Origin of the sequence: Salinicola avicenniae (assembly GCF_023736115.1) — a bacterium.
Classification (GTDB): domain Bacteria; phylum Pseudomonadota; class Gammaproteobacteria; order Pseudomonadales; family Halomonadaceae; genus Salinicola; species Salinicola avicenniae.
On record NZ_JAKQZC010000007.1, the window covers coordinates 39,153 to 63,233 of the forward strand.

General features: G+C 64.9%; 23 protein-coding genes and 1 other RNA gene. 18 read left to right on the plus strand and 6 right to left on the minus strand.

Annotation, left to right across the window (positions count from 1 at the left end; translation table 11 throughout):
• Positions 1-93: 93 nt before the first annotated feature.
• Positions 94-1,482, minus strand: a complete 1,389-nt coding sequence (locus MC381_RS17020) for a Do family serine endopeptidase (protein ID WP_286009795.1) — start codon at positions 1,480-1,482, stop codon at positions 94-96.
• 239 nt (positions 1,483-1,721) lie between these two features.
• On the opposite strand from MC381_RS17020, the gene MC381_RS17025 reads away from it, so the two are divergent.
• Complete coding sequence (locus MC381_RS17025; RefSeq protein WP_251978962.1) at positions 1,722-2,510, plus strand: Nif3-like dinuclear metal center hexameric protein; 789 nt, start codon at positions 1,722-1,724, stop codon at positions 2,508-2,510.
• 81 nt (positions 2,511-2,591) lie between these two features.
• Here MC381_RS17025 and MC381_RS17030 read toward each other — a convergent pair whose 3' ends face one another.
• Positions 2,592-3,038 carry a Z-ring associated ZapG family protein gene (locus tag MC381_RS17030; protein WP_251978963.1) on the minus strand — a complete coding sequence of 149 codons (447 nt, stop codon included), beginning with the start codon at positions 3,036-3,038 and terminating at the stop codon, positions 2,592-2,594.
• Between the two features lie 201 nt (positions 3,039-3,239).
• Here MC381_RS17030 and zapE point away from each other — a divergent pair, with 201 nt between their 5' ends.
• The 5 genes from zapE (at position 3,240) to MC381_RS17055 (ending at position 6,838) form a co-directional block, all read left to right on the plus strand.
• Complete coding sequence (gene zapE / locus MC381_RS17035) at positions 3,240-4,421, plus strand: cell division protein ZapE (protein ID WP_251978964.1); 1,182 nt, start codon at positions 3,240-3,242, stop codon at positions 4,419-4,421.
• 276 nt (positions 4,422-4,697) lie between these two features.
• Positions 4,698-5,126: a 50S ribosomal protein L13 gene (gene rplM / locus MC381_RS17040; RefSeq protein ID WP_251978965.1), complete on the plus strand. Its 429-nt coding sequence runs from the start codon at positions 4,698-4,700 to the stop codon at positions 5,124-5,126.
• 12 nt (positions 5,127-5,138) lie between these two features.
• Complete coding sequence (rpsI, locus tag MC381_RS17045; RefSeq protein WP_087717922.1) at positions 5,139-5,528, plus strand: 30S ribosomal protein S9; 390 nt, start codon at positions 5,139-5,141, stop codon at positions 5,526-5,528.
• 166 nt (positions 5,529-5,694) lie between these two features.
• Positions 5,695-6,321: a stringent starvation protein SspA gene (sspA, locus tag MC381_RS17050; protein ID WP_251978966.1), complete on the plus strand. Its 627-nt coding sequence runs from the start codon at positions 5,695-5,697 to the stop codon at positions 6,319-6,321.
• A 37-nt stretch (positions 6,322-6,358) separates the two neighbouring features.
• Positions 6,359-6,838, plus strand: coding sequence for a ClpXP protease specificity-enhancing factor (locus MC381_RS17055; RefSeq protein ID WP_251978967.1), 480 nt, complete (start codon positions 6,359-6,361; stop codon positions 6,836-6,838).
• Positions 6,839-6,949: 111 nt separating this feature from the next.
• On the opposite strand, the gene MC381_RS17060 is transcribed toward MC381_RS17055, so the two are convergent.
• Genes MC381_RS17060 through MC381_RS17075 form a run of 4 tightly spaced genes read right to left on the minus strand, consistent with a single transcriptional unit; the run spans position 6,950 to position 10,362 of the window.
• Positions 6,950-7,504: a BON domain-containing protein gene (locus MC381_RS17060; RefSeq protein WP_251978968.1), complete on the minus strand. Its 555-nt coding sequence runs from the start codon at positions 7,502-7,504 to the stop codon at positions 6,950-6,952.
• 10 nt (positions 7,505-7,514) lie between these two features.
• A complete protein-coding gene (locus MC381_RS17065; protein WP_251978969.1) occupies positions 7,515-8,108 on the minus strand; it encodes a phosphoheptose isomerase in 594 nt (197 codons plus the stop codon).
• 18 nt (positions 8,109-8,126) lie between these two features.
• Positions 8,127-8,495, minus strand: a complete 369-nt coding sequence (locus MC381_RS17070; protein WP_251978970.1) for a YraN family protein — start codon at positions 8,493-8,495, stop codon at positions 8,127-8,129.
• On the minus strand, positions 8,479-10,362 hold the full coding sequence (locus MC381_RS17075; RefSeq protein ID WP_251978971.1) for a penicillin-binding protein activator: 1,884 nt from the start codon (positions 10,360-10,362) through the stop codon (positions 8,479-8,481). Before MC381_RS17075 ends, MC381_RS17070 begins: the two co-directional genes overlap by 17 nt.
• 203 nt (positions 10,363-10,565) lie before the next feature.
• On the opposite strand from MC381_RS17075, the gene rsmI reads away from it, so the two are divergent.
• The 12 genes from rsmI to murC all read left to right on the plus strand — a co-directional run bounded on the left by rsmI (position 10,566) and on the right by murC (position 24,077).
• Positions 10,566-11,417 carry a 16S rRNA (cytidine(1402)-2'-O)-methyltransferase gene (gene rsmI / locus MC381_RS17080; protein ID WP_251978972.1) on the plus strand — a complete coding sequence of 284 codons (852 nt, stop codon included), beginning with the start codon at positions 10,566-10,568 and terminating at the stop codon, positions 11,415-11,417.
• 147 nt (positions 11,418-11,564) lie between these two features.
• An RNA gene (rnpB, locus tag MC381_RS17085) (RNase P RNA component class A) lies at positions 11,565-11,916 on the plus strand.
• Between the two features lie 33 nt (positions 11,917-11,949).
• Entirely contained in the window at positions 11,950-12,945 is a 996-nt protein-coding gene (rsmH, locus tag MC381_RS17090; protein ID WP_251978973.1) for a 16S rRNA (cytosine(1402)-N(4))-methyltransferase RsmH, read from the plus strand.
• An 8-nt stretch (positions 12,946-12,953) separates the two neighbouring features.
• Complete coding sequence (ftsL, locus tag MC381_RS17095) at positions 12,954-13,283, plus strand: cell division protein FtsL (RefSeq protein ID WP_251978974.1); 330 nt, start codon at positions 12,954-12,956, stop codon at positions 13,281-13,283.
• Complete coding sequence (locus MC381_RS17100) at positions 13,280-14,998, plus strand: peptidoglycan D,D-transpeptidase FtsI family protein (protein ID WP_251978975.1); 1,719 nt, start codon at positions 13,280-13,282, stop codon at positions 14,996-14,998. The genes ftsL and MC381_RS17100 overlap by 4 nt, the downstream gene beginning before the upstream one ends.
• Positions 14,995-16,527, plus strand: coding sequence for a UDP-N-acetylmuramoyl-L-alanyl-D-glutamate--2,6-diaminopimelate ligase (locus MC381_RS17105; protein ID WP_251978976.1), 1,533 nt, complete (start codon positions 14,995-14,997; stop codon positions 16,525-16,527). The genes MC381_RS17100 and MC381_RS17105 overlap by 4 nt, the downstream gene beginning before the upstream one ends.
• Positions 16,524-17,879, plus strand: coding sequence for a UDP-N-acetylmuramoyl-tripeptide--D-alanyl-D-alanine ligase (locus tag MC381_RS17110; RefSeq protein WP_251978977.1), 1,356 nt, complete (start codon positions 16,524-16,526; stop codon positions 17,877-17,879). Before MC381_RS17105 ends, MC381_RS17110 begins: the two co-directional genes overlap by 4 nt.
• 9 nt (positions 17,880-17,888) lie before the next feature.
• The gene (gene mraY, locus MC381_RS17115) at positions 17,889-18,971 is read left to right on the plus strand and encodes a phospho-N-acetylmuramoyl-pentapeptide-transferase (protein ID WP_251978978.1); all 1,083 of its coding nucleotides are present in this window, start codon (positions 17,889-17,891) and stop codon (positions 18,969-18,971) included.
• A gap of 4 nt (positions 18,972-18,975) precedes the next feature.
• Positions 18,976-20,349, plus strand: coding sequence for a UDP-N-acetylmuramoyl-L-alanine--D-glutamate ligase (murD, locus tag MC381_RS17120; RefSeq protein WP_251978979.1), 1,374 nt, complete (start codon positions 18,976-18,978; stop codon positions 20,347-20,349).
• Positions 20,343-21,551: a putative lipid II flippase FtsW gene (ftsW, locus tag MC381_RS17125; RefSeq protein ID WP_251978980.1), complete on the plus strand. Its 1,209-nt coding sequence runs from the start codon at positions 20,343-20,345 to the stop codon at positions 21,549-21,551. Before murD ends, ftsW begins: the two co-directional genes overlap by 7 nt.
• Positions 21,548-22,633 carry an undecaprenyldiphospho-muramoylpentapeptide beta-N-acetylglucosaminyltransferase gene (gene murG, locus MC381_RS17130; protein ID WP_251978981.1) on the plus strand — a complete coding sequence of 362 codons (1,086 nt, stop codon included), beginning with the start codon at positions 21,548-21,550 and terminating at the stop codon, positions 22,631-22,633. The genes ftsW and murG overlap by 4 nt, the downstream gene beginning before the upstream one ends.
• 34 nt (positions 22,634-22,667) lie before the next feature.
• Positions 22,668-24,077, plus strand: coding sequence for a UDP-N-acetylmuramate--L-alanine ligase (gene murC / locus MC381_RS17135; protein ID WP_251979068.1), 1,410 nt, complete (start codon positions 22,668-22,670; stop codon positions 24,075-24,077).
• Positions 24,078-24,081: the final 4 nt, after the last annotated feature.

Below are 24,081 nucleotides of genomic sequence, written 5' to 3' on the forward strand. Positions count from 1 at the left end.
GCACCGCCGGTTCTGAACGCCACCGCTACCCGTTATAGGGTTGCGGTGGCGTTTGTCGTTGAGGGCAAGCCAGCCGTCGGCATCAGTAGAGACTCAAGGCTCGCTGGCGCGTTCGCGGCCGTCGGTATCCTTCTCGTCGGGCGCGCGGTCGTCCGGGCGGTTTTGGTTCGAGCCGCCGCTGTCCGAGTGGTCGTCGTTCGGGGCCTGGTTATTTGGCGCCTCTTCATCGGCGCCATTGCCGGCGTCGTCTTCCGAGGCTGGCTCGTCGAGTTGGCGCTCTCGGTTAGGCGCTGGCTGGGGGCGCTCGCCGACCTCCAGCGTCACTTCCACTTTCTCGCCGCCGCGAATGAGTGTCAGCGGTAGCGTCGAGCCGGGCGGTATTTCGGCGATGTCGACCTGCGTCTCGCGTGGATCCAGGATCGGCTTGCCGTCGATTGCCAGCAGGATGTCGCCGGGGCGCAGGCCGGCCTGGTCTCCCGGGCCGTTTGGTACCACGCTGGCGACGATCACGCCGCTCAGCGTCTGCAGTCCGAATGACGCCGCCAGGTCCGGTGTCATTTGTTGGGCATCGATGCCTAGCCAGCCACGAATGACGCGGCCGTGCGTGACGATATCGTCGAGGATGCTTCGCGCCAGGTTGGCTGGGATGGCGAAGCCGATACCCTGAGAGCCGCCGGAGCGTGAGAAGATCGCGGTGTTGATGCCAATCAGCGAGCCGCTGGCGTCGACCAGCGCGCCGCCGGAGTTGCCGGGATTGATGGCGGCATCGGTCTGGATGAAGTCTTCGTAGCGGCTGAGGCCGAGGTGGTCGCGGCCGGTCGCGCTGATGATCCCCATGGTGACGGTCTGGCCGACGCCGAAGGGGTTGCCGATCGCGAGGGTGACGTCGCCGATCGCGATCTGTTCCGAGTCGCTCAGGCGGATTACCGGCAGGTTGTCCAGGTCGATCTTGAGGACGGCAAGGTCGCTGTCGGGATCGGTGCCGATCACTTCGGCAATGGCTTCGCGGCCGTCACGCAGGGCCACCTGAATCTGGTCGGCATCGTTGATGACATGGTTGTTGGTCAGGATGTAACCCTCCTCGCTGACGACCACGCCGGAGCCAAGGCTGGAGAGCATGCGCTGCCGCTGGGGCACATTATTGCCATAGAACTGACGAAAGAACGGGTCGGACATCAGCGGGTGCTGGTTCGATTCGACCACGCGAGAGGAGTAGATGTTGACCACGGCCGGCGCTGCGCGATTGACGGCCTCGGCGTAGCTGACCGGGCCGGCGCCGCGATCCAGTGCGGGGGCATCGACCACCTCCGGCGGCTCACGTCGTGGTGCTTCGCCGCCGGCAGTCGTGGTGATGCCGGTGCGCGACGTGCCGGACGGCTGCGTATCGCGTCCGGTCAGCGACGGGAAGGCATAAAGCAGCACGGCGGCGAGCAGAATGCCGCAGAGGATCGGCCACGCATAGGTGGCGAGATAGCGACGCATGTCTGGGTTCCTTGAACAGAAGTTCGGCTGGCATCGCGCGGCCGCAACGGTGCTTGGCGGCAGGCGAGAGTTCTCTCGTCCCTGTCGGCCGGCACGGTTTGCGCCACTCGCAAGGATTGAGACAATGGCACGCTTGGGCCGCGCCGCGAGCCTGCCGGCCCGTCAATGCACCGGCTGGGGGCTCTGCGTTACCGCATCCCGAGTGTAACATTCACCTATTCTTTTCGCTGGGAGGCGCCATGGTTTCACGGTCAGATAATTCGGCGGCGGGCGTCGCACGCGAGCAGCTGGTGTCGTCGCTCGATGAAGTGCTCGACGTCGGCGCGTTCAAGGATTACACCGTCAACGGCCTGCAGGTCGAAGGTCGGTCACGGGTGCGGCGCGTGCTCAGTGGCGTGACGGCCTGCCAGGCGCTGCTCGACGAGGCTGTCGCCTGGGAGGCGGATGCGGTGCTGGTTCATCACGGCTACTTCTGGAAGAACGAGCCGGTGGCGGTTACCGGCATGAAGCGGCGGCGTTTCGCGACATTGCTGCAGCATGACCTCAACCTCCTTGCCTATCACCTGCCGCTGGATGCCCACATCAGCTTGGGCAATAACGCGTGCCTTGGGCGGCGTCTGGGGCTCGAGGCGGAGCGTTGTCTCGACGCCGAGATGGGGAAGGGGCTTCTGTGGATGGGGCGTCCGGAGGTGGCGCTGGATGATGCCGCGTTGGCCGAGAGAGTCGCGGTGGCACTGTCGCGTCAGCCTACCGTCGTCGCAGGCTGTCCCGGGAAGATCTCGCGGATCGCGTGGTGTACCGGTGGCGCGCAGGATATGTTGCCGATGGCCGCGGATGCGGGGGCCGACGCCTTCATTTCCGGCGAAATTTCGGAGCGTACCGCGCACATGGCGCGCGAGATGGGGATCACTTACCTTGCGGCGGGCCATCATGCGACCGAGCGGGACGGCGTCAGGGCACTGGGGGAGTGGCTGAGGACGCGTTTCGCGCTTGAGCACCGCTTTGTCGATATCGACAACCCGGCATGACTGGGTTACGCCGGACCTCGGGTCCGGCGGCTTGTTTCAGTGTCAGTCGATGACGACGATGTCGGTCAACGGTTGGCCGGATCAGTAGCGCGGCGGTTGGGCGACAGTCTCCTGCTCGGCGGCGCGCTGGCGGCGCACACCGTAGTCCTCGGCCAGCGTGCCATTGCCGTCGGCGTAGTCGCGTGGCACCTGTGGGGGGTCTACCTCTTCCTCTTCGGCGATCTCGCCGTGCAGGCGACGCCTCAACTTGAGGTCGTCGACCAGTCGGTCGGCGCCGTGCATTAAATGCTGTTCCAGTTCGTCGCTCTGCCGGCGAATGCTGCCGGCGAGGTCGGCAGCTTTGGTGAAGTGGTCATTGAGCGCATCCCTGACTTGACTCAGCTCCAGTTCGGTTTCCGCGAGTCGCTGGCGCACCTTCTGGTTGCGCGCCACGTTGGCATTCAGCAGGTGGTAACAAAGGGCGCCGATACCGATGCCCGCCAGGAAGCAGGCAATTGCCAGAATCCAGTCGATATTGCTTTCGTTCACAGTGCGCTCCTCGTCGTCGTGCGCGGCACGACCTGTTCCTTAGACCGTGGCCTCTAACCGTTGCTCAGGGTCGGTGCGTGGCCATTATATCGATGGCCTTGGTTACCGGGTCAAACCTTGCGTGCACGACCGGCGCTGTCAGGACCTTTGTCGCAGGGTATAATCGCCGCCACACGTTTCGATGCGAGGCCCGATATCGCCATGAGTTCTGCCCAATCCGCGACATCCGCGAGCGGCGCCATGACACCGCTCTCGCGCTATCACGCTGATCTCGAGCGCGAGGATTTCAGCTACGACGCCGCGCAGGAGAACGCCGTCAAGCATTTGCAACGGCTCTACGACGACCTGCAGCGCACGCCGGCCCCGACGCCATCGAGCAGCGGCAGTGAGCCGACGCTCTCGCGCAAAGTGGCAGGGCTCTTCGGCAAACGCAGCAAGCCGGCCGAGAGTGCGCCGGCAAAACCGCAGGTCATGGGGCTCTACTTCTGGGGTGGCGTCGGGCGCGGCAAGACTTATCTCGTCGATGTGTTCTACGAGTCTCTGCCGTTCGATCGCAAGATGCGAACGCACTTCAATCGCTTCATGCAGCGTGTGCACCGGGAGCTCGACGCCCACAAGGGCGAGAAGAACCCGCTGACACAGATCGCAGCGCAGTTCGCTCGCGAGGCGCGTGTCATCTGTTTTGACGAGTTCTATGTCAAGGATATTACCGACGCGATGATCCTCGGCAACCTGATGGAGGCGCTGTTTGCCCAAGGCGTGGTCTTGGTGGCGACCTCCAATATCGTGCCGGATGACCTCTACAAGGACGGCCTGCAACGCGCCCGGTTCCTGCCGGCGATCGATCTGCTCAAGCGTCACTGCGAGGTGGTTAACGTCGATTCCGGCGTTGATTACCGGCTGCGGGCGCTGGAGCAGGTGGAGATCTTTCATTCGCCGCTTGACGAGGCTGCCGAGCAGCAGCTCGCCAAAAGCTTTCGCTCGGTCGCCGGTGCCGACGGTCACGAGAGTGCGCGGCTGACGATTAATCATCGCGAGCTGACGGCGCGGCGTCAGCACGACGGCGTGGTCTGGTTCGACTTCAAGATGCTCTGCGACGGTCCGCGCAGCCAGAATGATTACATCGAGCTGTCGCGGGAGTTCCACACGGTGCTGGTCTCCGGCGTACCCAAAATGGGCGCGGGAACCGACGATCAGGCGCGACGCTTCATCAGCATGGTCGACGAGTTCTACGACCGGGCGGTGAAGCTGCTCTTGTCGGCGGAGACCGAGGTCGAGTCGCTTTATACCGGTGGCAACCTGAGCTTCGAGTTCGAGCGCACGCTGTCGCGCCTGCAGGAGATGCAGTCCCGTGATTATCTGGCGCTGGCCCACAAGCCTTGAGTTGGCGGGCAGGCCGGTTGGGGCGATTCGTCTCTGCGTGCGAGGTGTCCACGGGGCTTTCCTCGGCATTGGGGGGCGTGTACAATGCGCGCTCTTCGTACCGTTGCCTGCGGTCGCGATGTCGCTTTTCCGAGTTCTGAGGTGGTGAGGTTCTGCTTTTCGAAGTGGCAACTGCCTCCGAGGTCGAGACAACGCTGTCGGGTAACCCAAGAAAAATAGGGATGGCCGCGAGGCTCAGGCTTCCAGGCCCAAATACGCTTATCTGGTGAAACACTCATGAAGACGTTTAGTGCCAAGCCGCAAACCGTGCAGCGCGACTGGTATGTCGTCGATGCCGCGGACAAGACGCTCGGTCGTCTGGCGACGGAAATCGCTCGTCGTCTGCGCGGCAAACACAAGCCGGAATACACGCCTCACGTCGATACCGGCGATTACATCGTCGTCGTCAACGCCGAGAAAGTTCGCGTGACTGGCAACAAGGCGCAAGCCAAGAATTACTACCGTCATACCGGTTACCCGGGTGGTCTGCGCTCCATGTCGTTCGAGAAGCTGATCGATCATGCGCCGGAGCGTGTCATCGAATCCGCTGTCAAGGGCATGCTGCCCAAGGGGCCGCTGGGTCGTGCCATGTATGCCAAGCTCAAGGTGTACGCCGGTACCGAGCATCCGCACGCCGCGCAGCAGCCGCAAGAACTGAACATCTGAGGGTAATCCGTCATGGCACAACAGTACTACGGCACCGGGCGTCGCAAGACCTCCACCGCTCGCGTGTTCCTCAAGCCGGGCACCGGCAAGATCACCGTCAACGATCGTGAGCTCGGCGAATTTTTCGGCCGCGTGACCGCGCAGATGGTCGTTCGCCAGCCGCTCGAGCTGACCGAGACAACTGGTCAATTCGACGTCTACGTCACGGTCAAGGGCGGCGGTGGTTCCGCTCAGGCCGGCGCCATTCGCCACGGCATTACCCGTGCGCTGATGGAATACAACGAAGAGCTGCGTCGCCCGCTGCGCGCTGCCGGCTACGTGACCCGCGATGCTCGCGAAGTCGAGCGTAAGAAAGTGGGTCTGCGCAAGGCGCGTCGTCGTCCGCAGTTCTCCAAGCGCTGATCCTCACAGGATCGCTACCGCGCTCGACGCCCGACTGCTTCCAGTCGGGCGTTTTTGCTGTTGGGCGAAGCACTACGGTTCGGATCGCGTCGAGATCGCCGTTGGCGACCTGGGCGGTGCCCCGTCGTGTTATCATTGGCCGTTGAATTAATGCGAGGAAAGTTTCATGGGTGTAGTGGCCAAGCGATCGTCGATGACCTTCTACTCCGGCAGCGATGACCATTTCAGCCATCGTGTCAGAATCGTGCTGGCCGAGAAGGGCGTGGCTGTCGATATCCTGGATGTCTCTGCGGACGAGCACAATGCTGAGTTGGCGGATCTGAATCCGTACAACAGCGTGCCGACGCTGCTCGACCGCGATCTGGTGCTCTACGAGTCCAAGGTCATGATGGAGTATCTCGACGAGCGCTTCCCGCATCCGCCGCTGCTGCCGGTCTATCCGGTGGCGCGTGCCCAGAGTCGGCTCTGGATGCATCGCATCGAGCGCGAATGGTGCCCGCTCGTGGACCAGATCCTGCAGGGTTCCAAGAAGGACGCCGAAAAGGCGCGCAAGGAGTTGCGTGAAAGTCTGGCAGGCATCTCCCCGATCTTCGAAGATATGCCGTACTTCATGAGCGACGAGTTCACGCTGGTGGATTGCTGCATCGCGCCGATTCTGTGGCGCCTACCGGCGCTGGGCGTCGAGCTGCCTGAAAAGCAGGTTCAGCCGCTCGTGAGCTACATGGAACGCGTCTTTGCGCGCGACGCCTTCAAGGTTTCGCTGACCGAATCCGAACGAGATATGCGCAGCTGAGGCGGCGGGTGCCGCAAGCTGCTCGAGAGGAGATGACATGCTGACCAGTCGCCCTTATCTGGCAAGAGGTCTGTACGAATGGCTGCTCGATAACGAGCAGACACCTTACATCGTGGTGGATGCCGGCAAGCCTGGCGTCAAGGTGCCGCAGCAGTTCGTTCAGAATGGCCAGATCGTGTTGAACGTGGCGCCGGCCGCCGTGCGTGATTTGGCGATCGACAATGCGGCGGTCACCTTCGGTGCGCGGTTCAGTGGCCAGCCGATGCAGGTCGTGGTGCCGATGGATGCGCTGGTAGCTATCTACGCCCGGGAGAACGGTGTAGGTATGGTGTTTGGCCAAGAGCCGGTCATGCCCGACTTCTCGGACGAGGAGCAGGCCGAACTGGAGGACGAGGGGCGTCCGACCCTGGAGAGCGTCGAAGGGCGCGCCGGTGAAGAAGCTTCCGAGGCTTCGGCAGAGGATGATGAGGCGGCGCGGCCCGAAAAGGGGCGTCCCTCGCTGCGCGTCGTCAAGTAGCTGTCGCGAGCTGATAGGCCGCTATTGCCAGTCGCACAATCGCGTTGCGCGGATAGTAAAAAGCCGCCGCCGAACCTAGTTCGGCGGCGGCTTTTTTTGGCTCGGGCGGCGTCAGTCGAGGTATTCGAACACCTTGACGATGCGCTGTACGCCGCCGACGCCGGAGGCCGCGCTGACGATCTGGTTAGCCTGTTGCTGAGTTACCATGCCCATCAGGTAGACGGTGCCATTCTCGGTGATGACGCGAATCAGATTGGCGTCCAGCTCTTCATTGGCGATTAGGTTGGTCTTGATGCGTCCGGTGATCCAGGTGTCGGTCATGCGCTGGCTGACGGGCGTATTGGCGGACACCATCAGTTCGTTGTGAACCTGGCGTACACTGCGGACGTTCTTGGCAATCTCGTTGGCGCGCTGCTTGAGTTCGTCGCTGGGTACCTGGCCGGTCAGGAGTACGTTGCTGTTATAGCTGTCGACGTTGACGTGGGCATCGCCATAGCGTGCGTCGGCCGATTGCAGAGCGTCGAAAATCTTGCCCTGGATGGTGCTGTCTTCGACCTTGGCGCCAGGCGTGCGCTCGGCGTAGTTCTCTTCCGCGCCGTTGCTGGCGCAGCCGGCCAGCGTCAGCAGGCCGATAAGGCAGGAGGATGCGATCAGGCGTTTCTTCATGGGGTAAGGCTCACTCGTTGCTACCAAAAAGCTGTTCGTCGATCAGATCACACAAGCAGTGAATGACCAAGAGATGGACTTCCTGAATTCGGGCGGTGGAGGTGGCGGGGACGCGGATCTCGCAGTCCTCCTGGCCGAGCAGGGAAGCCATGTCGCCACCGTCTCGCCCGGTCAGGGCGACGATGCTCATCTCGCGATCATGGGCGGCCTGGATCGCCTGCACCACATTGGCCGAGTTGCCGCTGGTGGAGATGGCGAGCAGGATATCGCCCGGCTGGCCCAGTGCGCGGATCTGCTTGGAGAAGACGTCGTTGTAGCTGTAATCGTTGGCGATCGACGTCAGCGTCGAGGTGTCCGTGGTCAGCGCTAGTGCCGGCAGGCTCGGCCGCTCGCGTTCGAAACGGTTGAGCAGCTCCGAGGAGAAGTGCTGGCTGTCGCCGGCGCTGCCACCGTTACCGCAGGCCAGTATCTTGCCTTCGCTGACCAGGCACTGAACCATCATCTGGCTGGCGACCTCGATGAACGGGGGTAGGACCTCGCTGGCGTAGGTCTTGGTGTCGATACTGGCGTTGAAGTGATCGAGTATGCGTGCTTGAAAATCCATGGGCGTGCCTTTGGGCGGTCAATAGGCGTCGAAGGCGGCGCGTATCCACTCGACTGTGAGATCGGGTCGAGTACCGGTGACGCCGACGACGTCGAAGCGGCAGGGACATGATAGCCGCTGCGTCTGTAGATAAAAACGCGCCGCTTTGATGATGCGGCGCTGCTTGGCCGGGGTGACGGTTTCCAGTGGATGGCCGTGATCCGTGCGGCGGCGGTGGCGCACCTCGACAAAGACCAGCGTCTCGCCGTCGCGCATGATCAGGTCGATCTCGCCGCCCTTGGCATGCTGGTTGCGGCTGATCAGGGTCAGCCCGCGCTGTTCCAGCCAATGGGCGGCGAGCGTCTCGATCTGCTCGCCGCGTCGGCGGGCGTCAGTTGGCCGGGGCAACGTCGGCGTCCTGCGCCTCGTCGAGCGCGGCGCCGTTGAGGCGTTCACCGGAGGGCGATGTGGCCTGCGGGCGGCTGTCGGTCGATTCGTCGTCGTTGCCGGACTCGCTGGCCATCGGGCCGCGTCCGCCTGTCAGCAGTGGCTGAGGGGTGCCGGCCTGGAACTGGGCCCAGGGGAGCGTGCGCTCGATGCGGCCGTCGTCTCGGGCCTCGAGCTTGCCGGTGGCGCCGAAGACCTGGGTGTTGGGGAGTGCCTGGAGCAGCGGCAGGCGGCGTCCCAGCTCGAAGGCGTCGACGCCCATGGCGTTCAGCTTGAGCAGGCCGGGGTCGTTGTCGTTCGCCAGGCGCTGGTAGGTCGAGACGAAAGGCAGGGCCTCTTCGCCGCCAGCGGCAGCATCCGGGATCATCCACGGCAGGTCGACGAACTGGACGCCATCGAGGTCATGATCGGCTCGGGGCTGCGGCATGCCTTCGTACAGGTGCGACGTGGCGTATACCGGAAGATCTCCGGCGTAGTAGAACTCCAGTGTCGGCGGGACCTGGCGGGCATAGCTCGGCAGGGCCAGCAGGAACAGCATGTCGAGGCGATCGGGGTCGTCGTTCAGCAGGTTGCGCACGGCCGGGGCGACGGAGCCCGCCGGGTCGTAGCTGACGACCGAGACGACGTTGCCGCCGTCGCGTTCCCAGCGCTGACGGAAGGCGGTCAGTACGCGGGCGCCCCAGTCGTTGTCCGGAATCATGATGCCGGCGCGGCGGTGGCCGTCAAGATAAGCGCGATGGGCTGCCTGGCGCGCTTCGTCTTCTGCTGAGAGTCCGTACTGGAACAGTTGCCCGGCGCGGTTGCGGGGATGTTCGCCGTAGTTGAGTGCCAGGGTCGGCAGCGGCACGCTATCACGATTTTCCAGTTCGCTGACCTTCTCTTTCGCGAGCGGGCCGACGACGGCCTGGGCGCCGCCCATCGTCGCCTGGGCATAGAGGGCGTCGATGTTCTGCTGGCTGGAGTCGATGAACGTCAGGCGCGGTGTGCGCTCGCCCTGGGCCTCAGCGTCGCTGGCGCGGGCTTCCATGCCTTGGCGAATGGCCGAGGCGATATTGGCGAGCGGGCCGCTTTCGGGGAGCAGCACGGCAATCTGGCGTACCTCGTTGCCTTGCACCTGGCGCAGTGCCGACAGGTCCTGGGGCAGGCGCCGGTTGGCCGGGTGGTTCGGGTAGCGGCTGCGCCACTGATCAAGTCGATCGAAGAGGTTGGAAATGTCGCCGCCGCTTTCACGGTAGAGGCGTGCCAGATCGACCCAGCCCTGCGTGATGGCATCATCGCCGGTGGCTGCCAGGGCGTCGAGCGCCATTGGTGTCAGGCTCGACAGCGGTTGCCAGATGTCATCGTTGAGGTCGTAAGGGGCGTTGTCCCGCTGCAGGTCGATCAGGAGGCGGGTCGCGGTCTCCGGCTCGCCCACCAGAGTGAGTGCCAAGCCGCGGCGATAGCGCAATGTCTGGGCGTCTTCGGTAGAAAGTGCGGTAGTGGTATCGAGGATATCGGTCGCACGGATCACGCTTCGACCGTCCTGCTCGGCGATGCCGGCGTCGGAGAGCACCATGGCCCACTGCACGCGCTGGTCGGCGCCGAGCAGTGACGTATCGATGCGGCCCGCAATCTCGAGCGCCTGCGCAGTGTTTCCCTGGCGTGCTAGGATGTCCGCCGCCTGCAGGCGGGAGCTTGCGGCTTCTCGGCCGCTCTGATTGTCGGCCTGAGCGAGCAATTCTTCGGCGCTCGGTCCTGCGGCGTCCTGCATCAGGCTTTGCCCGGCACAGCCTGCCAGTATCAGTGTTGCCAGCAGGGGCAGGAGGAGTCGCCGCAGCGCATAACGCATGATGTCTTTCCCTTTCCGTGTTGAGAGGCCTGGCGTGTCGCCGGCGATCGCGGCTGGAGTGCGTTCGCTGGTGCCGAGCCCGTTCCTGTTCCGCCGGGAAGCGCGAATGGCTCCATGCCCGGCGGATGGGTTCCTGAATCTGCATCGGCCCTGTCGACACGGTTGGGTCGATGCGCAACGCAAGTCAATCCGGATGGTACCGAATGAGCGAGACAAAGGAAGGCGTATTGTACGTGGTCGCCACGCCGATTGGGAATCTCGAGGACCTGAGCGCGCGCGCGGCCCGTGTGCTGGCCGAGGCGGATGCGATCGCGGCCGAGGATACTCGGCATACGCAGCGCCTGCTGAGGCATCTGGGAATCGAGCGGCCCTTGATCTCGCTACACGAGCATAACGAGGCGTCGCGGGTCGAGCAGTTGCGCCGTCGGCTGGCGGCCGGCGAGTCGCTGGCGTTGGTGAGTGATGCCGGGACGCCGCTGATTTCCGATCCCGGCTTCGTGCTGGTTCGAGAGCTGCGTGGTGCCGGGTGTCGCATCGTGCCGGTGCCGGGGGCCTGCGCGTTGGTTGCGGCGCTGAGCGCGGCCGGATTGCCGACGGATCGTTTCACCTTCGAGGGTTTTTTGCCGGCGAAGTCTGGTGCCAGGCGGCGTCAGTTGGAGACCGGCGCGCAGCGCGAAGAGACCCGGGTCTTCTACGAGTCGCCGCATCGTATCCGCGATACGCTGGTGGACCTCGACGCGACGCTGGGGGCGCGGCAGGTCGTGCTCGGGCGTGAGTTGACCAAGACCTTCGAGACTTTTCTGGCGGGGACGTCGTCCGAACTGCTGGCCACCATGGACGCCGATGCCGATCAGGCTCGAGGCGAGTTCGTGGTGATGGTCGCCGGGGCCCCGCCGGCGCAGGTTGATGCCGACGATGCCGAGGGGCGGGCGCTGCTTGAGGCCATGCTGGCGGAGGGGGTGAGCGTCAAGAGCGCGGCCGCGGTGGTGTCTCGGGTTCTCGGTGGCGGTCGCAAGCATTGGTACCAGCTGGCGCTGACGCTGAAGGACGCGTAGCGATCGTGCTAGCGTGAATTCGGTGCGATGTCGGGGCGGGCAGGTGTCGCCGGCGAGCGACGTTTCGTGACAAATGGTCAGGGTTTCGCATAACCCGCCACGGGCCGCTTGAGAGGGGGTGAGGGGGCTGTTATTCTTGCGCGCTTGGGAGTCGGCCAGACAGTCGCCGCCGGCATGTCCGGGGGAGGAAAGTCCGGGCTCCATAGGGCGAGGTGCCAGGTAACGCCTGGGCGGCGCAAGCCGACGGCTAGTGCAGCAGAGAGTAGACCGCCTAAGCAGCGTTATGCTGCCGGTAAGGGTGAAAGGGTGCGGTAAGAGCGCACCGCGCGCCTGGCAACAGTGCGTGGCACGGTAAACCCCACCTGGAGCAAGACCAAATAGGGACCCTATAGGCGCGGCCCGCGCTGGGTCCGGGTAGGTTGCTTGAGAGGCGTGGCGACGCGTCTCCTAGATGAATGACTGTCCTCGACAGAACCCGGCTTATCGGCCGGCTCCCTCTCCGATTTTTTTGCCGTCCGACACCGAGAACCGCATGCTGCACCGCGACCCAGTCTTTCGCGACCAGGCCCTACAGGCACCCGAGGCGGGTGCGGCAGGCGCCTCCGGTTATGGTCACACTAGCGTGCTGCTCGACGGTGCCGTCGATGCGCTGATCCAGTCGCCGTCCGGGGCCTATCTCGATGGCACCTTCGGGCGCGGCGGCCACTCGCGACTCATCCTGTCAAAGCTCTCCCCCGGGGGGCGTCTGCTCGCTGTCGATCGCGACCCTGCGGCGCTGGCGGCGGCGCAGGAGATCGACGATCCGCGCTTCACGATCTGCCCCGGTGTGTTCGCCGAACTCGACCAGCATGCGGCCTTGCATGGTCTCGCCGGCGAGCTAAGCGGTGTGTTGCTGGATGTTGGCGTCTCGTCGCCGCAGCTCGACGACCCGGCGCGTGGCTTCAGCTTTCTGCGCGATGGCCCGCTGGACATGCGCATGGACCCGCAGAGTGGCGTCGGGGCCGCCGAGTGGTTGGCGCGTACCGGCGAGCAAGAGATGGCGCGGGTCTTCAAGGTCTATGGTGAAGAGCGCTTCGCCAAGCGCATTGCCCGTGCCATCGTGAGTGCCCGTCAGGAAACGCCCATCGCGCGGACCCATCAGCTGGCGGAGATCGTCAAGGCGGCACACCCCGCCTGGGAAAAGGGCAAGCATCCGGCAACCCGTGTCTTCCAGGCGATCCGCATTCATTTGAACGAGGAGCTGGAGCAGCTCGAGCGTGCGCTCGAGGCCGCGTTGCAGTCGCTCGCGCCCGGCGGGCGTCTTGTCGTGATCAGCTTTCACTCGCTCGAGGACCGGCTGGTCAAGCGCTTCATTCGCGATCAGGCGCGGGGGGATACGCACCTGCCTCGCGGCATGCCGATACGCGAGGACCAGCTCAATAAACGTCTCAAGCCGATCGGCAAGGCAATGCGCCCCGGCGACCGTGAAGTCGATGCCAACCCCCGCGCGCGCAGCGCCGTCATGCGCGTCGCGGAGAAGCTGGCGTAAGGAGCTATATGGCCGTTCAAGGACGACGTGCCCCGTGGGGAGTCGGTGACTGGCCGTTTGCCCGCCGCGTGACCGGGCGCGGCATACTGTTGGCAGTGATGGTGCTGGCGATCCTGTTCACGGCGCTATCTATCACCACGACCACGCATCTCACCCGTGTGCAGTACGCACGCCTGCAGAAGCTCGAGAGCCAGCGTGACGCGCTGCAGACCGAGTGGGGGCGTCTGCTGCTTGAAGAGAGTACCTGGTCTTCACCGGCGCGGATTGAATCGCTCGCCAGTCAGCGGCTGGAAATGCGTGTGCCGAGCGTTGGCGACGTCAAGGTGATTCGACCATGAGCGCGACACGGCGTCCTCCATCCTCGAAGTCCCGTGCCGCGGTTGCGCCGCTGGGGGCGGGTCGTTACTGGTTCATGCTGTTGATCATTCTGGTCGCGCTATCCGCGCTGATCGGTCGGGTCGTCTACCTGCAGGTGGTGGATCGCAGTTTTTTGCAGAATCAAGGCGATGCACGCACGCTGCGGGTCGAGACCATCGGTGCGCATCGCGGCATGATCAGTGATCGCAACGGGGACCCGCTCGCCATCTCGACGCCAGTGGTGACGCTCTGGGCCAATCCGCAGCAACTGCCGCAGGATCCGATTCAGCAAACGCTGCTCGCCCAGGCGCTCAAGCTGGACCCGGATCAACTCGAGGCGCGCATCGAGCGCTATTCGGATCACGAGTTCATGTATCTGCGGCGTCAGCTGACCCCGGCGGAGGCCAAGCCGGTGCTCGATCTGCAGATGCCCGGTGTCTACGCCCGCGACGAGTACAAGCGCTACTACCCGGCGGGCGAGGTGGCCGCGCAGTTGGTCGGTGTGACCAACGTTGACGATCACGGTCAGGAGGGGCTGGAGCTTGCCTACAATCGCTATCTGACCGGCGAGCCGGGCAAGCGGCGCGTGCTCAAGGATCGCAAGGGGCGCCTGGTGCGCGATCTGCATTTGATCGACGAGGCCAAGCCTGGTGGTGACCTGACGCTATCGATCGACCTGCGCCTGCAGTACATGGCCTACCGGGAGCTGGCGGCCGGGGTCCGCGAGAACGATGCCGACGGTGGCTCGCTGGTCATGCTGGATGCGCGCACCGGTGAAGTGCTGGCGATGGCGAACCTGCCTTCCTACAACCCCAACAATCGCAGTGACGTGGATGTGCGCGGCCTGCGCAATCAAGCGATCACCGATGCCATCGAACCCGGTTCGGTGATGAAGCCGCTGGCGATGTCCGCGGCGCTGGCCACGGACCAATATTCGCCGGACAGTATCATCGATACCACACCGGGCTGGATGGTCGTCGACGGCTACACGATTCGCGATTTCCGCAACTACGGCGAACTATCCCCGGCCGGCATCCTGCTGCACTCCTCCAACATCGGCATGGCGCACATCGCGCTGTCGCTGCCTAAGGAGACCATCTGGGATCGCTATCGGGCCCTGGGGCTCGGGCAATCGCCGGGCACCGGCTTCCCGGGCGAGAACGGCGGCAGTCTGCCCTCTACCAGCAATCTGCCGCGCAGCGCCCAGGCTGCCATGGCCTACGGGTACGGGATTGCGGTGACGCCGCTGCAGCTGGCGAGTGCCTATACCGCAATCGCCAATGATGGCCAGCGGCTCTCACCGTCGCTGCTGCGAGTCGACGATCCCCCGGCGGGAGAGCCGGTGATGACGCCGCACGTGGCCCATGAGCTGCTTGGCATGCTGGAGAATATTGTGCAGCCGAATGCCGGCGGTCATCTGGCGATGGTGCCCGGGTATCGCATCGCGGGTAAGACCGGCACGGTGCGAAAGGTCACCAGCAGTGGCTATCAGGAGACCGAGTATCGCGGGCTCTTTGCCGGTATCGCGCCGGCCTCCGACCCGCGTATTGTCACGGTAGTGATGATCGACAACCCCAAGAAAGGGGACTATTACGGCGGGCTGGTCGCGGCGCCGGTGTTCAGTCGTGTCGTGGGCAACGCGTTACGACTGCTCGATGTGCCCCCCGATCAGCCCGAAGAGGAGACTACGCCATGAACGTAGCGGTCGACCGTCTGTTGTCGACGCTGGCGGCGATGTGGCCGTCGCACGACGGGCTGCCCGCCCTGACGGCGGCGCTGAGCCAGACATCGTCGGTGTCGCTGGTGCTGGACAGCCGCGAGATCACCGGTGGCGAGATATTCCTGGCGGTGCCCGGCGTGGCGGTCGACGGCCGCGATTTCATGGCCACGGCGCTGGCGTCGGGGGCTGCCGCCATACTTTGCGAGGCCGGCGAGATGCCTTGTTCGGCATCGCACGACTCACCAGTGCTGGCGCTGCCGGCGCTGAGCCAGCGTCTGGCGGAAATGGGGCGCCTGCTTTTCGGTGTGCCTGAGTCGCTGGCGCTGGTTGGCGTGACCGGGACCAACGGCAAAAGCTCTGTGACCCACTATATCGCGACCTTGCTGGAGGCGCTGGGCTCGCCGGCCGGCGTGATCGGTACGCTGGGCTATGGGCGGCCGACGCAACTCTCTGCCGCGTTGCAAACCACGCCGGGGCCGCTGCCGTTGCAACAGATGCTGGGTGACATGGCGGCCCAGGGCATCGGACACGTGGCGATGGAGGTGTCATCGCACGCGCTGGCGCAGTCTCGCCTGGGCGACACGCGGATTGACGCCGCGGTTTTCACCAATCTCAGTCGTGACCATCTCGATTACCACGGCAGCATGGCCGCTTACGCGGCGGCCAAGGCACGTCTTTTTCGGCGTGACACGCTCGAGCTGGCGGTCGTCAACGGCGACGATGCGCTGGCGCGTCTGATGCTGGCCGGACTGGCCGCGGGTGTGCGGGTTCTGGCGGTGGGTAGCGACGAGGCCACGACGCTACGCGTGCTCGAGTGCGAAACGCTGCCGAGCGGGCTTCGCGCCATTGTCGCGACCCCCGAGCACGAGGGTGTACTGGAACTGCCGCTGATGGGGCGCTTCAATCTGGAGAACGCGCTGCTGGCCATGGCCACGGTCTACGGGCTCGGCTTTTCGCTGACTTCGGTGTGGGAGGCGTCTGCCAGCCTTCGCCCGGTGCCGGGGCGCATGCAGCGATTGCCGCGTGCCACGGCAAGTCGTGCGCCGATCGTGGTCGTCGACTACGGCCACACCCCGGACGCGCTGGAGAACGCGCTGTCGGCGCTGCGTGAGCATCTACCGGCGCGCGACGGCGGCAAACTGTGGTGCGTGTTCGGTTGCGGCGGCGATCGCGACAGCGGCAAGCGCCCGTTGATGGCGGCCGTCGCCGAGCGCCTGGCCGACGCTGTCGTCGTGACCGACGACAACCCGCGTGGGGAGCCGGCTGCCGCCATTCGCGAGCAGATTCTGGCCGGCCTTACCCCCGCTGGGCGAGCCGCCACCCGCTCGATTGCGGGCCGTCAGCGTGCGATCGAGACGGTGATTGCGGCTGCGAGTGCGGGCGATATCGTGCTGATCGCCGGCAAGGGGCACGAGGATTATCAGGAGATTGCCGGGACGCGACATCCGTTCAGCGATCTCGAGATCGCCCAGGCGTGCTGCGACCGGCTGGAGGTTGAGGCATGAGCGACCGGCTATCGACCTTGGCGGCCCGGCTGGGGAGTGATCTGCAAGGCGAAGATGCTGACGTGAGCCGAATCGTGACGGACACGCGCGAACTCGCCCCCGGCGACCTGCTGGTGGCACTCGAGGGCGAGCGCTTCGACGCGCATGACTTTCTGGCCGAGGCGCGTGCCAAGGGCGCGGTCGGTGCGGTCGTCTCGCGCAGAGTCGACGAGCCGCTGGCGCAGATTGTGGTGCCGGATACGCGACTCGCCCTGGGGTTGCTGGCGCGTTCGCATCGCCTGGCTTGGCAGGGTCGGCTGGTCGCGGTCACCGGCAACAGCGGCAAGACGACGGTCAAGGAGATGCTGGCGTCGATGCTTTCGCAGCGCGCATCGACGTTGGCCACGCGGGGCAATCTCAACAACGATATCGGCGCGCCGCTGACCCTGTTGGCATTGACCGCCTCGCACCGCTACGCCGCGGTCGAGCTGGGGGCCAATCATCTCGGTGAAATCGCCTGGACGACCGCGCTGGCGCGTCCCGATGTCGCGATCATCACCAATGTCACCGGTGCTCATGTCGGCGAGTTCGGTGGTCTGGGGCAGATCGCGCAGGCCAAGGGCGAAATACTGGCCGGTCTGGCCGAGTCGGGCTATGCGATTCTCGATCGCGACGAGCGCTATTACGCCGTCTGGCGAGCGCTGGCCGGCCGTGCTCGAGTGCTCGATTTTGCCCTCGAGGCACCGGCCAGCGTTCGGGCGGACGATCTGGTCTGCGATCGCGCCGGGCGTTATGCTTTCACGCTGTCGCTGCCGGGGTCGCCCACGGTGCGGGTCGCTCTGCCGCTGATGGGGCGTCATAACGTTCGCAATGCCTTGGCTGCCGCCGCGGCGGCGCACGCGATGGGGCTGGAGCCGGCCGAGATCGTTACCGGTCTCGAGGCTTGCGTACCGGTCCGCGGTCGCATGCAGCCGGTGGCGGGGCTTCGGGGTAGCTGTCTTATCGACGACACCTACAATGCCAACCCCGGTGCCATGCGGGCGGCGATCGAGAGCCTGACATCGTTGCCCGGGCCGCACTGGTGTCTGCTCGGCCCGATGGGCGAGCTCGGGCGCGACAGCGCGGCATTGCACGCCGAGGTCGGCCGTGTCGCGCGCGCCCTGGATGTCGACTGTCTGGCGACCTGCGGGGCTGAGGCCCGTCCCGCCGCCGAGGCCTTCGGTGAACAAGGCCATCATTTCGAGGACCGGGCGGCGCTTGAGCGCTTTGTCCGGGACCAGCTTCCCCCCCGGGCCAGCGTGCTGGTCAAGGGATCCCGCAGCGCACGCATGGAGCAACTGGTCGATGCGCTGCGAGACGATGCCCCAAGGTGAATGTGACTCATGCTGCTTTTTCTGACTGAACTGCTCTCCCATTTTCAGAGTGCCTTCAATGTTTTCGGCTATCAGACGCTGCGCGTGATTCTGGGCATGCTGACCGCGCTGTTCCTGAGCCTGTGGATGGGGCCGCAGGTAATCCGGCGGCTGGTCGAGCGCCAGATCGGCCAGGCGGTTCGCGACGACGGCCCGCAGTCTCACCTGTCCAAGGCGGGAACGCCGACCATGGGCGGCGCGATGATCCTGATTTCCATTGCTGTGAGCACCCTGCTGTGGGGAGACCTGACCAATCACTACATCTGGCTGGTGCTGGTGGTGACGCTCGGCTTCGGTGCGATCGGCTGGGTGGATGATTTCCGCAAGGTGGTGGAGAAGAATCCGCGAGGCCTGCCGGCGCGCTGGAAGTATTTCTGGCAGTCGGTACTGGGGTTGGGCGCCGCGCTGATTCTCTATTTCACCGCGGCCAGCCCGGTCGAAGTGAGCCTGATCGTGCCGCTGTTCAAGGACGTGGTGATCCCGCTGGGACTTTTCTACGTCGTCCTGACCTATCTCGTGATCGTGGGCAGCTCCAATGCGGTCAACCTGACCGATGGGCTGGATGGTCTCGCGATTATGCCGACGGTGCTGGTCTCGATGGGGCTGGCGGTCTTCGCCTACGCGAGCGGCAACGCGGTGTTCGCCGATTACCTGCATATTCCCGAAGTGCCCGGTGCCGGCGAGCTTGCGGTCTTCTGCGGTACCATTGCTGGGGCGGGGCTCGGTTTCCTCTGGTTCAATACCTATCCGGCGCAGGTCTTCATGGGCGATGTGGGCGCGCTGGCGCTAGGCGCGGCGCTGGGCATCGTGGCCGTGATCGTGCGTCAGGAGATCGTGCTGTTCATCATGGGCGGCGTGTTCGTGATGGAGACGGTCTCGGTGATTCTGCAGGTGGCTTCCTACAAGCTGACCGGGAGGCGCATCTTCCGCATGGCTCCTCTTCATCACCACTTCGAGCTCAAGGGTTGGCCCGAGCCACGTGTCATCGTCCGCTTCTGGATCGTGACGGTGATGCTGGTGCTGCTGGGGCTGGCAACGCTCAAGCTGCGTTGATGCCATGATTGCCTCCGCCCCTCTCGAAGCCTCCCTCGTACCGGCTGGCGAACGACTGGTCGTCGGGCTGGGAATCTCCGGCCGCGCCGTCGCGCGCTATCTGCGCGCTTGCGGCGAACCGTTCGTGGTTGTCGATACGCGCAGCCAGCCGCCGGGACTTGCCGACTTTCGCCGCGAATTTCCGCAGGTCGAACTGCATCTCGGTAGCCTGAGCGAGCTCGAGTTGACGCGCTTCGTTGAGATCGTCGCCAGCCCCGGCATTGATCTCGAGGCGGCCGGGCTCGGCGCCGTGCGTGAACGCGTCATCGGCGAGATGGCGCTGTTCGCGCGCGTCTGCCGAGCGCCCGTCGTCGCCATCACCGGATCGAACGCCAAGTCCACGGTGACCACGCTGGTCGGCGAGATGGCGCGCGAGGCGGGCGTCGACGTGGCGGTCGGGGGCAATCTCGGCGATGCGGCACTCGATCTGTTGCTCGACTATCCAGAAGCAGCGTTGTTCGTGCTCGAGCTCTCGAGCTTTCAGCTCGAGCTCACGCCGCGCCTGGGGGCCGCCTGCGCAGCATTCCTCAATCTTTCGGCCGACCATCTTGATCGCCATGGCGACATGCAGGGCTATCGACTGGCTAAGTCCCGCGTTTTCGAAGGAGCGGCGAAGGCGGTGGTCAACGCGGAGGACCGCGCGACCTGGCCTGAAGATCCTGCGCTGCCGTGCACTGCATTCACGACGGAGGCGCCTGGCGCCGATGAGTGGGGAATCGCGACGCGCGATGGCGACGCGTGGTTCTGTCACGGCTCGCAAGCACTGATGCCGCTTGCCGCGCTTCGTCTGAGCGGCCGGCACAATCAGGCCAACGCCCTTGCCGCGCTGGCGATCGGCGAGAGCGTGGGCCTGCCGCTGCGGGCGATGCAGGCCGTACTGAGCCGTTTCGGCGGATTGCCGCACCGGGGAGAGGTGGTGGCCGAGCGCCAGGGGGTTCGTTGGATCAACGATTCCAAAGGCACGAATGTGGGCGCGACGCTGGCGGCGATTGCCGGGCTGGGTGAGACTCTGGATGGCCGCTTGATCTGGCTCGGCGGCGGGGTCGGCAAAGGCGCGGATTTTACACCGCTGATCGCACCGCTGGTGCGCCACGCGCGGGAAGCCATCGTCTTTGGCGAGGATGCACCGCAGCTCGAGTCGTTATTGCAAGCGCATCTGCCGACGCAGCGGGTGGCGACGCTGGAGGAGGCCATGCGGCGTGCCGCGGCGGTCGCCGAACCGGGCGACTGCGTGCTGCTGTCGCCGGCCTGTGCCAGCCTCGATCAGTTTCCGAATTACATGGCTCGCGGCGATGCCTTCCGCGCGATCCTCGAGCAAGGGCAGGAAGCCACATGCTAAAGGCGATCGAAGCGCGTTTCTCCACGCGACATCAATCCTTCGACGGCTGGCTGCTGCTGGCCTCGCTCTCGCTGCTGCTGATCGGCTGGGTCATGGTGACCTCGGCCTCGACCGAGATCGCCGCCAGCCTGACCGGCAACTCCTACTATTTCAGTATTCGCCACGGCATCTTCGTGATGGCGGCCATCGTCGTTGGTCTGGTCGCCGTACGGCTGCCGCTGGACTGGTGGCGACAGAAGGGCCCCTATCTGCTGCTCGGCGCGCTGTTTCTGCTCTTCGTGGTGTTGATCGTCGGACGCGAGATCAACGGTAGCCGGCGCTGGATTCCGCTGGGCGTGATCAATATCCAGGCTTCCGAGGTCGCCAAGCTCTGCCTGATCGTTTATCTGGCAGGATACCTGGAGCGCTATCTGCCCGAGGTGCGGCGTACCTGGGGCGCTTTCCTGCGACCGCTGGCTGTGATGGCGCTGATCGGTTTCCTGCTGATTCTCGAGCCGGACTATGGGGCGGTCGTGGTCTTGACCGGCTGTGTCATGGGCATGCTGCTGCTTTCGGGGGCGCCTCTCTGGCGCTTTCTGCTGATTCTCGTCGTCGTCGGTTCCGGCGCCGTCATGCTCGCGGTGGCTGAGCCCTATCGGCTGCAGCGAATCACCAGCTTCGCCAACCCCTGGGCCGATCAGTACAACACCGGCTACCAGTTGACCCAGGCGCTGATTGCCTTCGGGCGCGGACACTGGTTTGGCCTCGGACTCGGCAACAGCGTGCAGAAACTGTTCTATCTTCCCGAGGCGCATACCGATTTCGTATTCGCGGTGCTGGCCGAGGAGCTGGGGCTGTTCGGTGCCGTGGGCGTGATCCTGCTGCTGGCGCTTCTGGTGTTTCGCGCGTTCCGTATCGGGCGCAAGGCAGAGCTTCTGGGGAACCCGTTTGCGGCGTATCTCTGCTACGGCATTGCGCTGGTCATTGGGGCGCAGGCGTTCATCAATATCTCGGTCAGTGCCGGCATGCTGCCGACCAAGGGGTTAACGCTGCCATTGCTGAGCTATGGCGGCTCCAGCCTGATTGTCAGTGGCGTCATGATGGCGATCCTGTTTCGCGTCGACGCGGAAGTGCGTCGACGCCAGCGGCAGCTGGCCCAGCGCAAGCAAGAGGCGGCGAAGTCCGACAAGCGTCAAACAGATACAGCGGAGTCCGGTACATGAGTCGCATCCAGCGCGTTCTGATCATGGCGGGGGGAACTGGCGGGCATGTGGTGCCGGCGCTCTCGCTGGCGAAGGGGCTGGGCGAACGCGGTGTTCAGGTCGAGTGGCTTGGCAGCCCTCGCGGTATCGAAAATCGGCTGGTTCCGGCGGCGGGTATTCCGCTGCACCGCATCGACGTGGCGGGGCTTCGAGGCAACGGTCTTGCCGGATGGCTGGCGGTTCCCTGGCGCCTGAGTCGTGCCGTGTGGCAGGCGCGCCAGGTCCTGCGTCACTTCGACCCTCAACTGGTGGTCGGTCTTGGTGGTTTCGCCAGTGGGCCAGGCGGGCTGGCGGCGAAGCTGACCGGTCGGCCGCTGGTGGTGCATGAACAGAACGCCATCGCCGGATTGACCAACCGCTCGCTGGCACGCCTGGCAACGAGGGTTTACGCGGCGTTCCCGGGTGCCTTTCCCGGTGAGCAGGCGGAGGTCGTCGGCAACCCGGTGCGGGCCGATATCGCGGTATTGGGGGAACGCCCTCGAGCGGTGGAGACGATGGCGCAGCGGCCCCTGCGGCTGCTGGTGCTGGGCGGCTCGCTCGGCGCCCAGTCGCTCAACGAGAAGCTGCCGGTGGCCATGGCATCGCTGGATCCGTCGCAGCGCCCCGAGGTGCGACATCAAGCAGGCCGAGACAAGGATGAGGCGACGCGCGCCGCCTACGAGGCGGCCGGCGTCAGCGCGCAGGTGAGCGCGTTCATCGATGACATGGCCGAAGCCTATGACTGGGCGGACCTGATCGTCTGTCGCGCCGGGGCGTTGACCATCGCCGAGCTGGCGGCGGCGGCCAAACCGTCACTGCTGGTGCCTTTCCCGCATGCAGTGGACGACCACCAGACTCATAACGCACGTCATCTGGTCGAGGCCGGTGGCGCGGAGCTGATACAGCAGGCCGAACTGTCGCCGGCACGACTGCTGGCGGCGCTGGAATCACTTCTTCAACCCGAGGTGCTGGCGCAGATGGCGCTGCACGCACGTCGGGTCGCCCATCTGGATGCCGTCGACCGGCTGGTCGACGGCTGCTTGGAGATTGGTCTTGAGCGATAGCATTCAGTCACGTCCCACGCGTTCGCATCTCGGAATGCGGCGCATCCGCGGCATCCATTTCGTCGGCATCGGCGGCTCCGGCATGTGCGGCATCGCCGAAGTGCTGGCCAATGAGGGGTACCTGGTCAGCGGTAGCGATCTGCGGGAATCGCCGGTAACGCACCATCTACGAGAGTGCGGTATTCGTGTCGCCGTCGGCCATGCCGCGGTCAACGCCGAGGGGGCCGATGTCATTGTCGTGTCGACGGCAGTGGACCCGACCAATCCCGAAATTCAGTGGGCGCGCGAACATCGCGTACCGGTCGTGCGGCGGGCAGAGATGCTGGCCGAGCTGATGCGTTTTCGTCACGGCATCGCGGTTGCCGGGACACATGGCAAGACCACGACCACCAGCCTGTTGTCGACGCTGTTTGCCGAGGCGGGGCTGGATCCGACCTTTGTCATCGGCGGCAAGTTGACCAGTGCGGGCACCAACGCACGGCTCGGGGCCGGAGACTTTCTGGTGGCCGAAGCCGATGAGTCCGATGCGTCCTTTCTGCATCTGCAGCCGATGACATCGATCGTGACCAATATCGATGCCGATCACATGGCGACCTACGACGGTGACTTTTCTCGTCTGAAGACGACGTTCATCGAGTTCTTGCACAACCTGCCGTTCTATGGCCGGGCTGTTCTCTGCCTCGACGACGATAACGTGCGCGAGTTGCTGCCGCAGGTTCAGCGGCAGTTCGTGACCTATGGATTCGATGCGGATGCGGATTATCGGGTCCGCGATTTCCACCAGCAGGGCGGCACGATACATTTCGTTGCCGAGCGGCCAGCCGGTTTCGAGGCGCTGGAGATCACGCTGGGCATGCCCGGTGAACACAATGCACTTAACGCGCTGGCGGCGATCGCGGTGGCGACAGATGCGGGCGTCGGTGACGCCGATATCGTGCGCGGCCTGGCGTCATTCGGTGGCGTGGGTCGTCGTTTTCAGGTGCACGGGGATTTCCCGCTGCGTGACGGCGGTGAAGTGATGCTGGTGGACGATTACGGCCACCATCCGCGCGAAGTGGAGATGATCATTCGCGCGGTGCGCGCGGGATGGCCGGAGCGGCGTCTGGTCATGCTGTATCAGCCGCATCGCTACACCCGGACTCGGGATCTTTACGACGAGTTCGTGCGCGTGCTGTCCGGGGTCGATACGCTGCTGCTGCTTGATGTCTATAGCGCGGGCGAAGCGCCGATTCCTGGTGCCGAGGGGCGGATGCTCGCCGGCTCGATCCGCCAGCGGGGGCAGGTCGATCCGTTGTTCGTCGAGGAGAAGGCCGCGCTGCCAGGGATTCTGGCGCGAGTGCTGCGTCCGGGCGATATCCTGATCACGCAGGGAGCCGGCGATATCGGTGGCATCGCGCAGCGGCTGGCCAGCAGTGCGCTGGATCTCGACGAGGTGTCGCTTTGAGGGG

Coding starts and splice junctions, on each gene's coding strand:
- rsmI (WP_251978972.1), top strand. CDS start 10,566: ATGAGCGAGACAAAGGAAGGCGTATTGTACGTGGTCGCCACGCCGATT.
- MC381_RS17060 (WP_251978968.1), bottom strand. CDS start 7,504: ATGAAGAAACGCCTGATCGCATCCTCCTGCCTTATCGGCCTGCTGACG.
- MC381_RS17100 (WP_251978975.1), top strand. CDS start 13,280: ATGAGCGCGACACGGCGTCCTCCATCCTCGAAGTCCCGTGCCGCGGTT.
- MC381_RS17055 (WP_251978967.1), top strand. CDS start 6,359: ATGCTGACCAGTCGCCCTTATCTGGCAAGAGGTCTGTACGAATGGCTG.
- murG (WP_251978981.1), top strand. CDS start 21,548: ATGAGTCGCATCCAGCGCGTTCTGATCATGGCGGGGGGAACTGGCGGG.
- MC381_RS17020 (WP_286009795.1), bottom strand. CDS start 1,482: ATGCGTCGCTATCTCGCCACCTATGCGTGGCCGATCCTCTGCGGCATT.
- rplM (WP_251978965.1), top strand. CDS start 4,698: ATGAAGACGTTTAGTGCCAAGCCGCAAACCGTGCAGCGCGACTGGTAT.
- MC381_RS17105 (WP_251978976.1), top strand. CDS start 14,995: ATGAACGTAGCGGTCGACCGTCTGTTGTCGACGCTGGCGGCGATGTGG.
- rpsI (WP_087717922.1), top strand. CDS start 5,139: ATGGCACAACAGTACTACGGCACCGGGCGTCGCAAGACCTCCACCGCT.
- mraY (WP_251978978.1), top strand. CDS start 17,889: ATGCTGCTTTTTCTGACTGAACTGCTCTCCCATTTTCAGAGTGCCTTC.
- sspA (WP_251978966.1), top strand. CDS start 5,695: ATGGGTGTAGTGGCCAAGCGATCGTCGATGACCTTCTACTCCGGCAGC.
- zapE (WP_251978964.1), top strand. CDS start 3,240: ATGAGTTCTGCCCAATCCGCGACATCCGCGAGCGGCGCCATGACACCG.
- ftsW (WP_251978980.1), top strand. CDS start 20,343: ATGCTAAAGGCGATCGAAGCGCGTTTCTCCACGCGACATCAATCCTTC.
- murC (WP_251979068.1), top strand. CDS start 22,668: ATGCGGCGCATCCGCGGCATCCATTTCGTCGGCATCGGCGGCTCCGGC.
- MC381_RS17025 (WP_251978962.1), top strand. CDS start 1,722: ATGGTTTCACGGTCAGATAATTCGGCGGCGGGCGTCGCACGCGAGCAG.
- rsmH (WP_251978973.1), top strand. CDS start 11,950: ATGCTGCACCGCGACCCAGTCTTTCGCGACCAGGCCCTACAGGCACCC.
- murD (WP_251978979.1), top strand. CDS start 18,976: ATGATTGCCTCCGCCCCTCTCGAAGCCTCCCTCGTACCGGCTGGCGAA.
- MC381_RS17110 (WP_251978977.1), top strand. CDS start 16,524: ATGAGCGACCGGCTATCGACCTTGGCGGCCCGGCTGGGGAGTGATCTG.
- ftsL (WP_251978974.1), top strand. CDS start 12,954: ATGGCCGTTCAAGGACGACGTGCCCCGTGGGGAGTCGGTGACTGGCCG.
- MC381_RS17075 (WP_251978971.1), bottom strand. CDS start 10,362: ATGCGTTATGCGCTGCGGCGACTCCTCCTGCCCCTGCTGGCAACACTG.
- MC381_RS17065 (WP_251978969.1), bottom strand. CDS start 8,108: ATGGATTTTCAAGCACGCATACTCGATCACTTCAACGCCAGTATCGAC.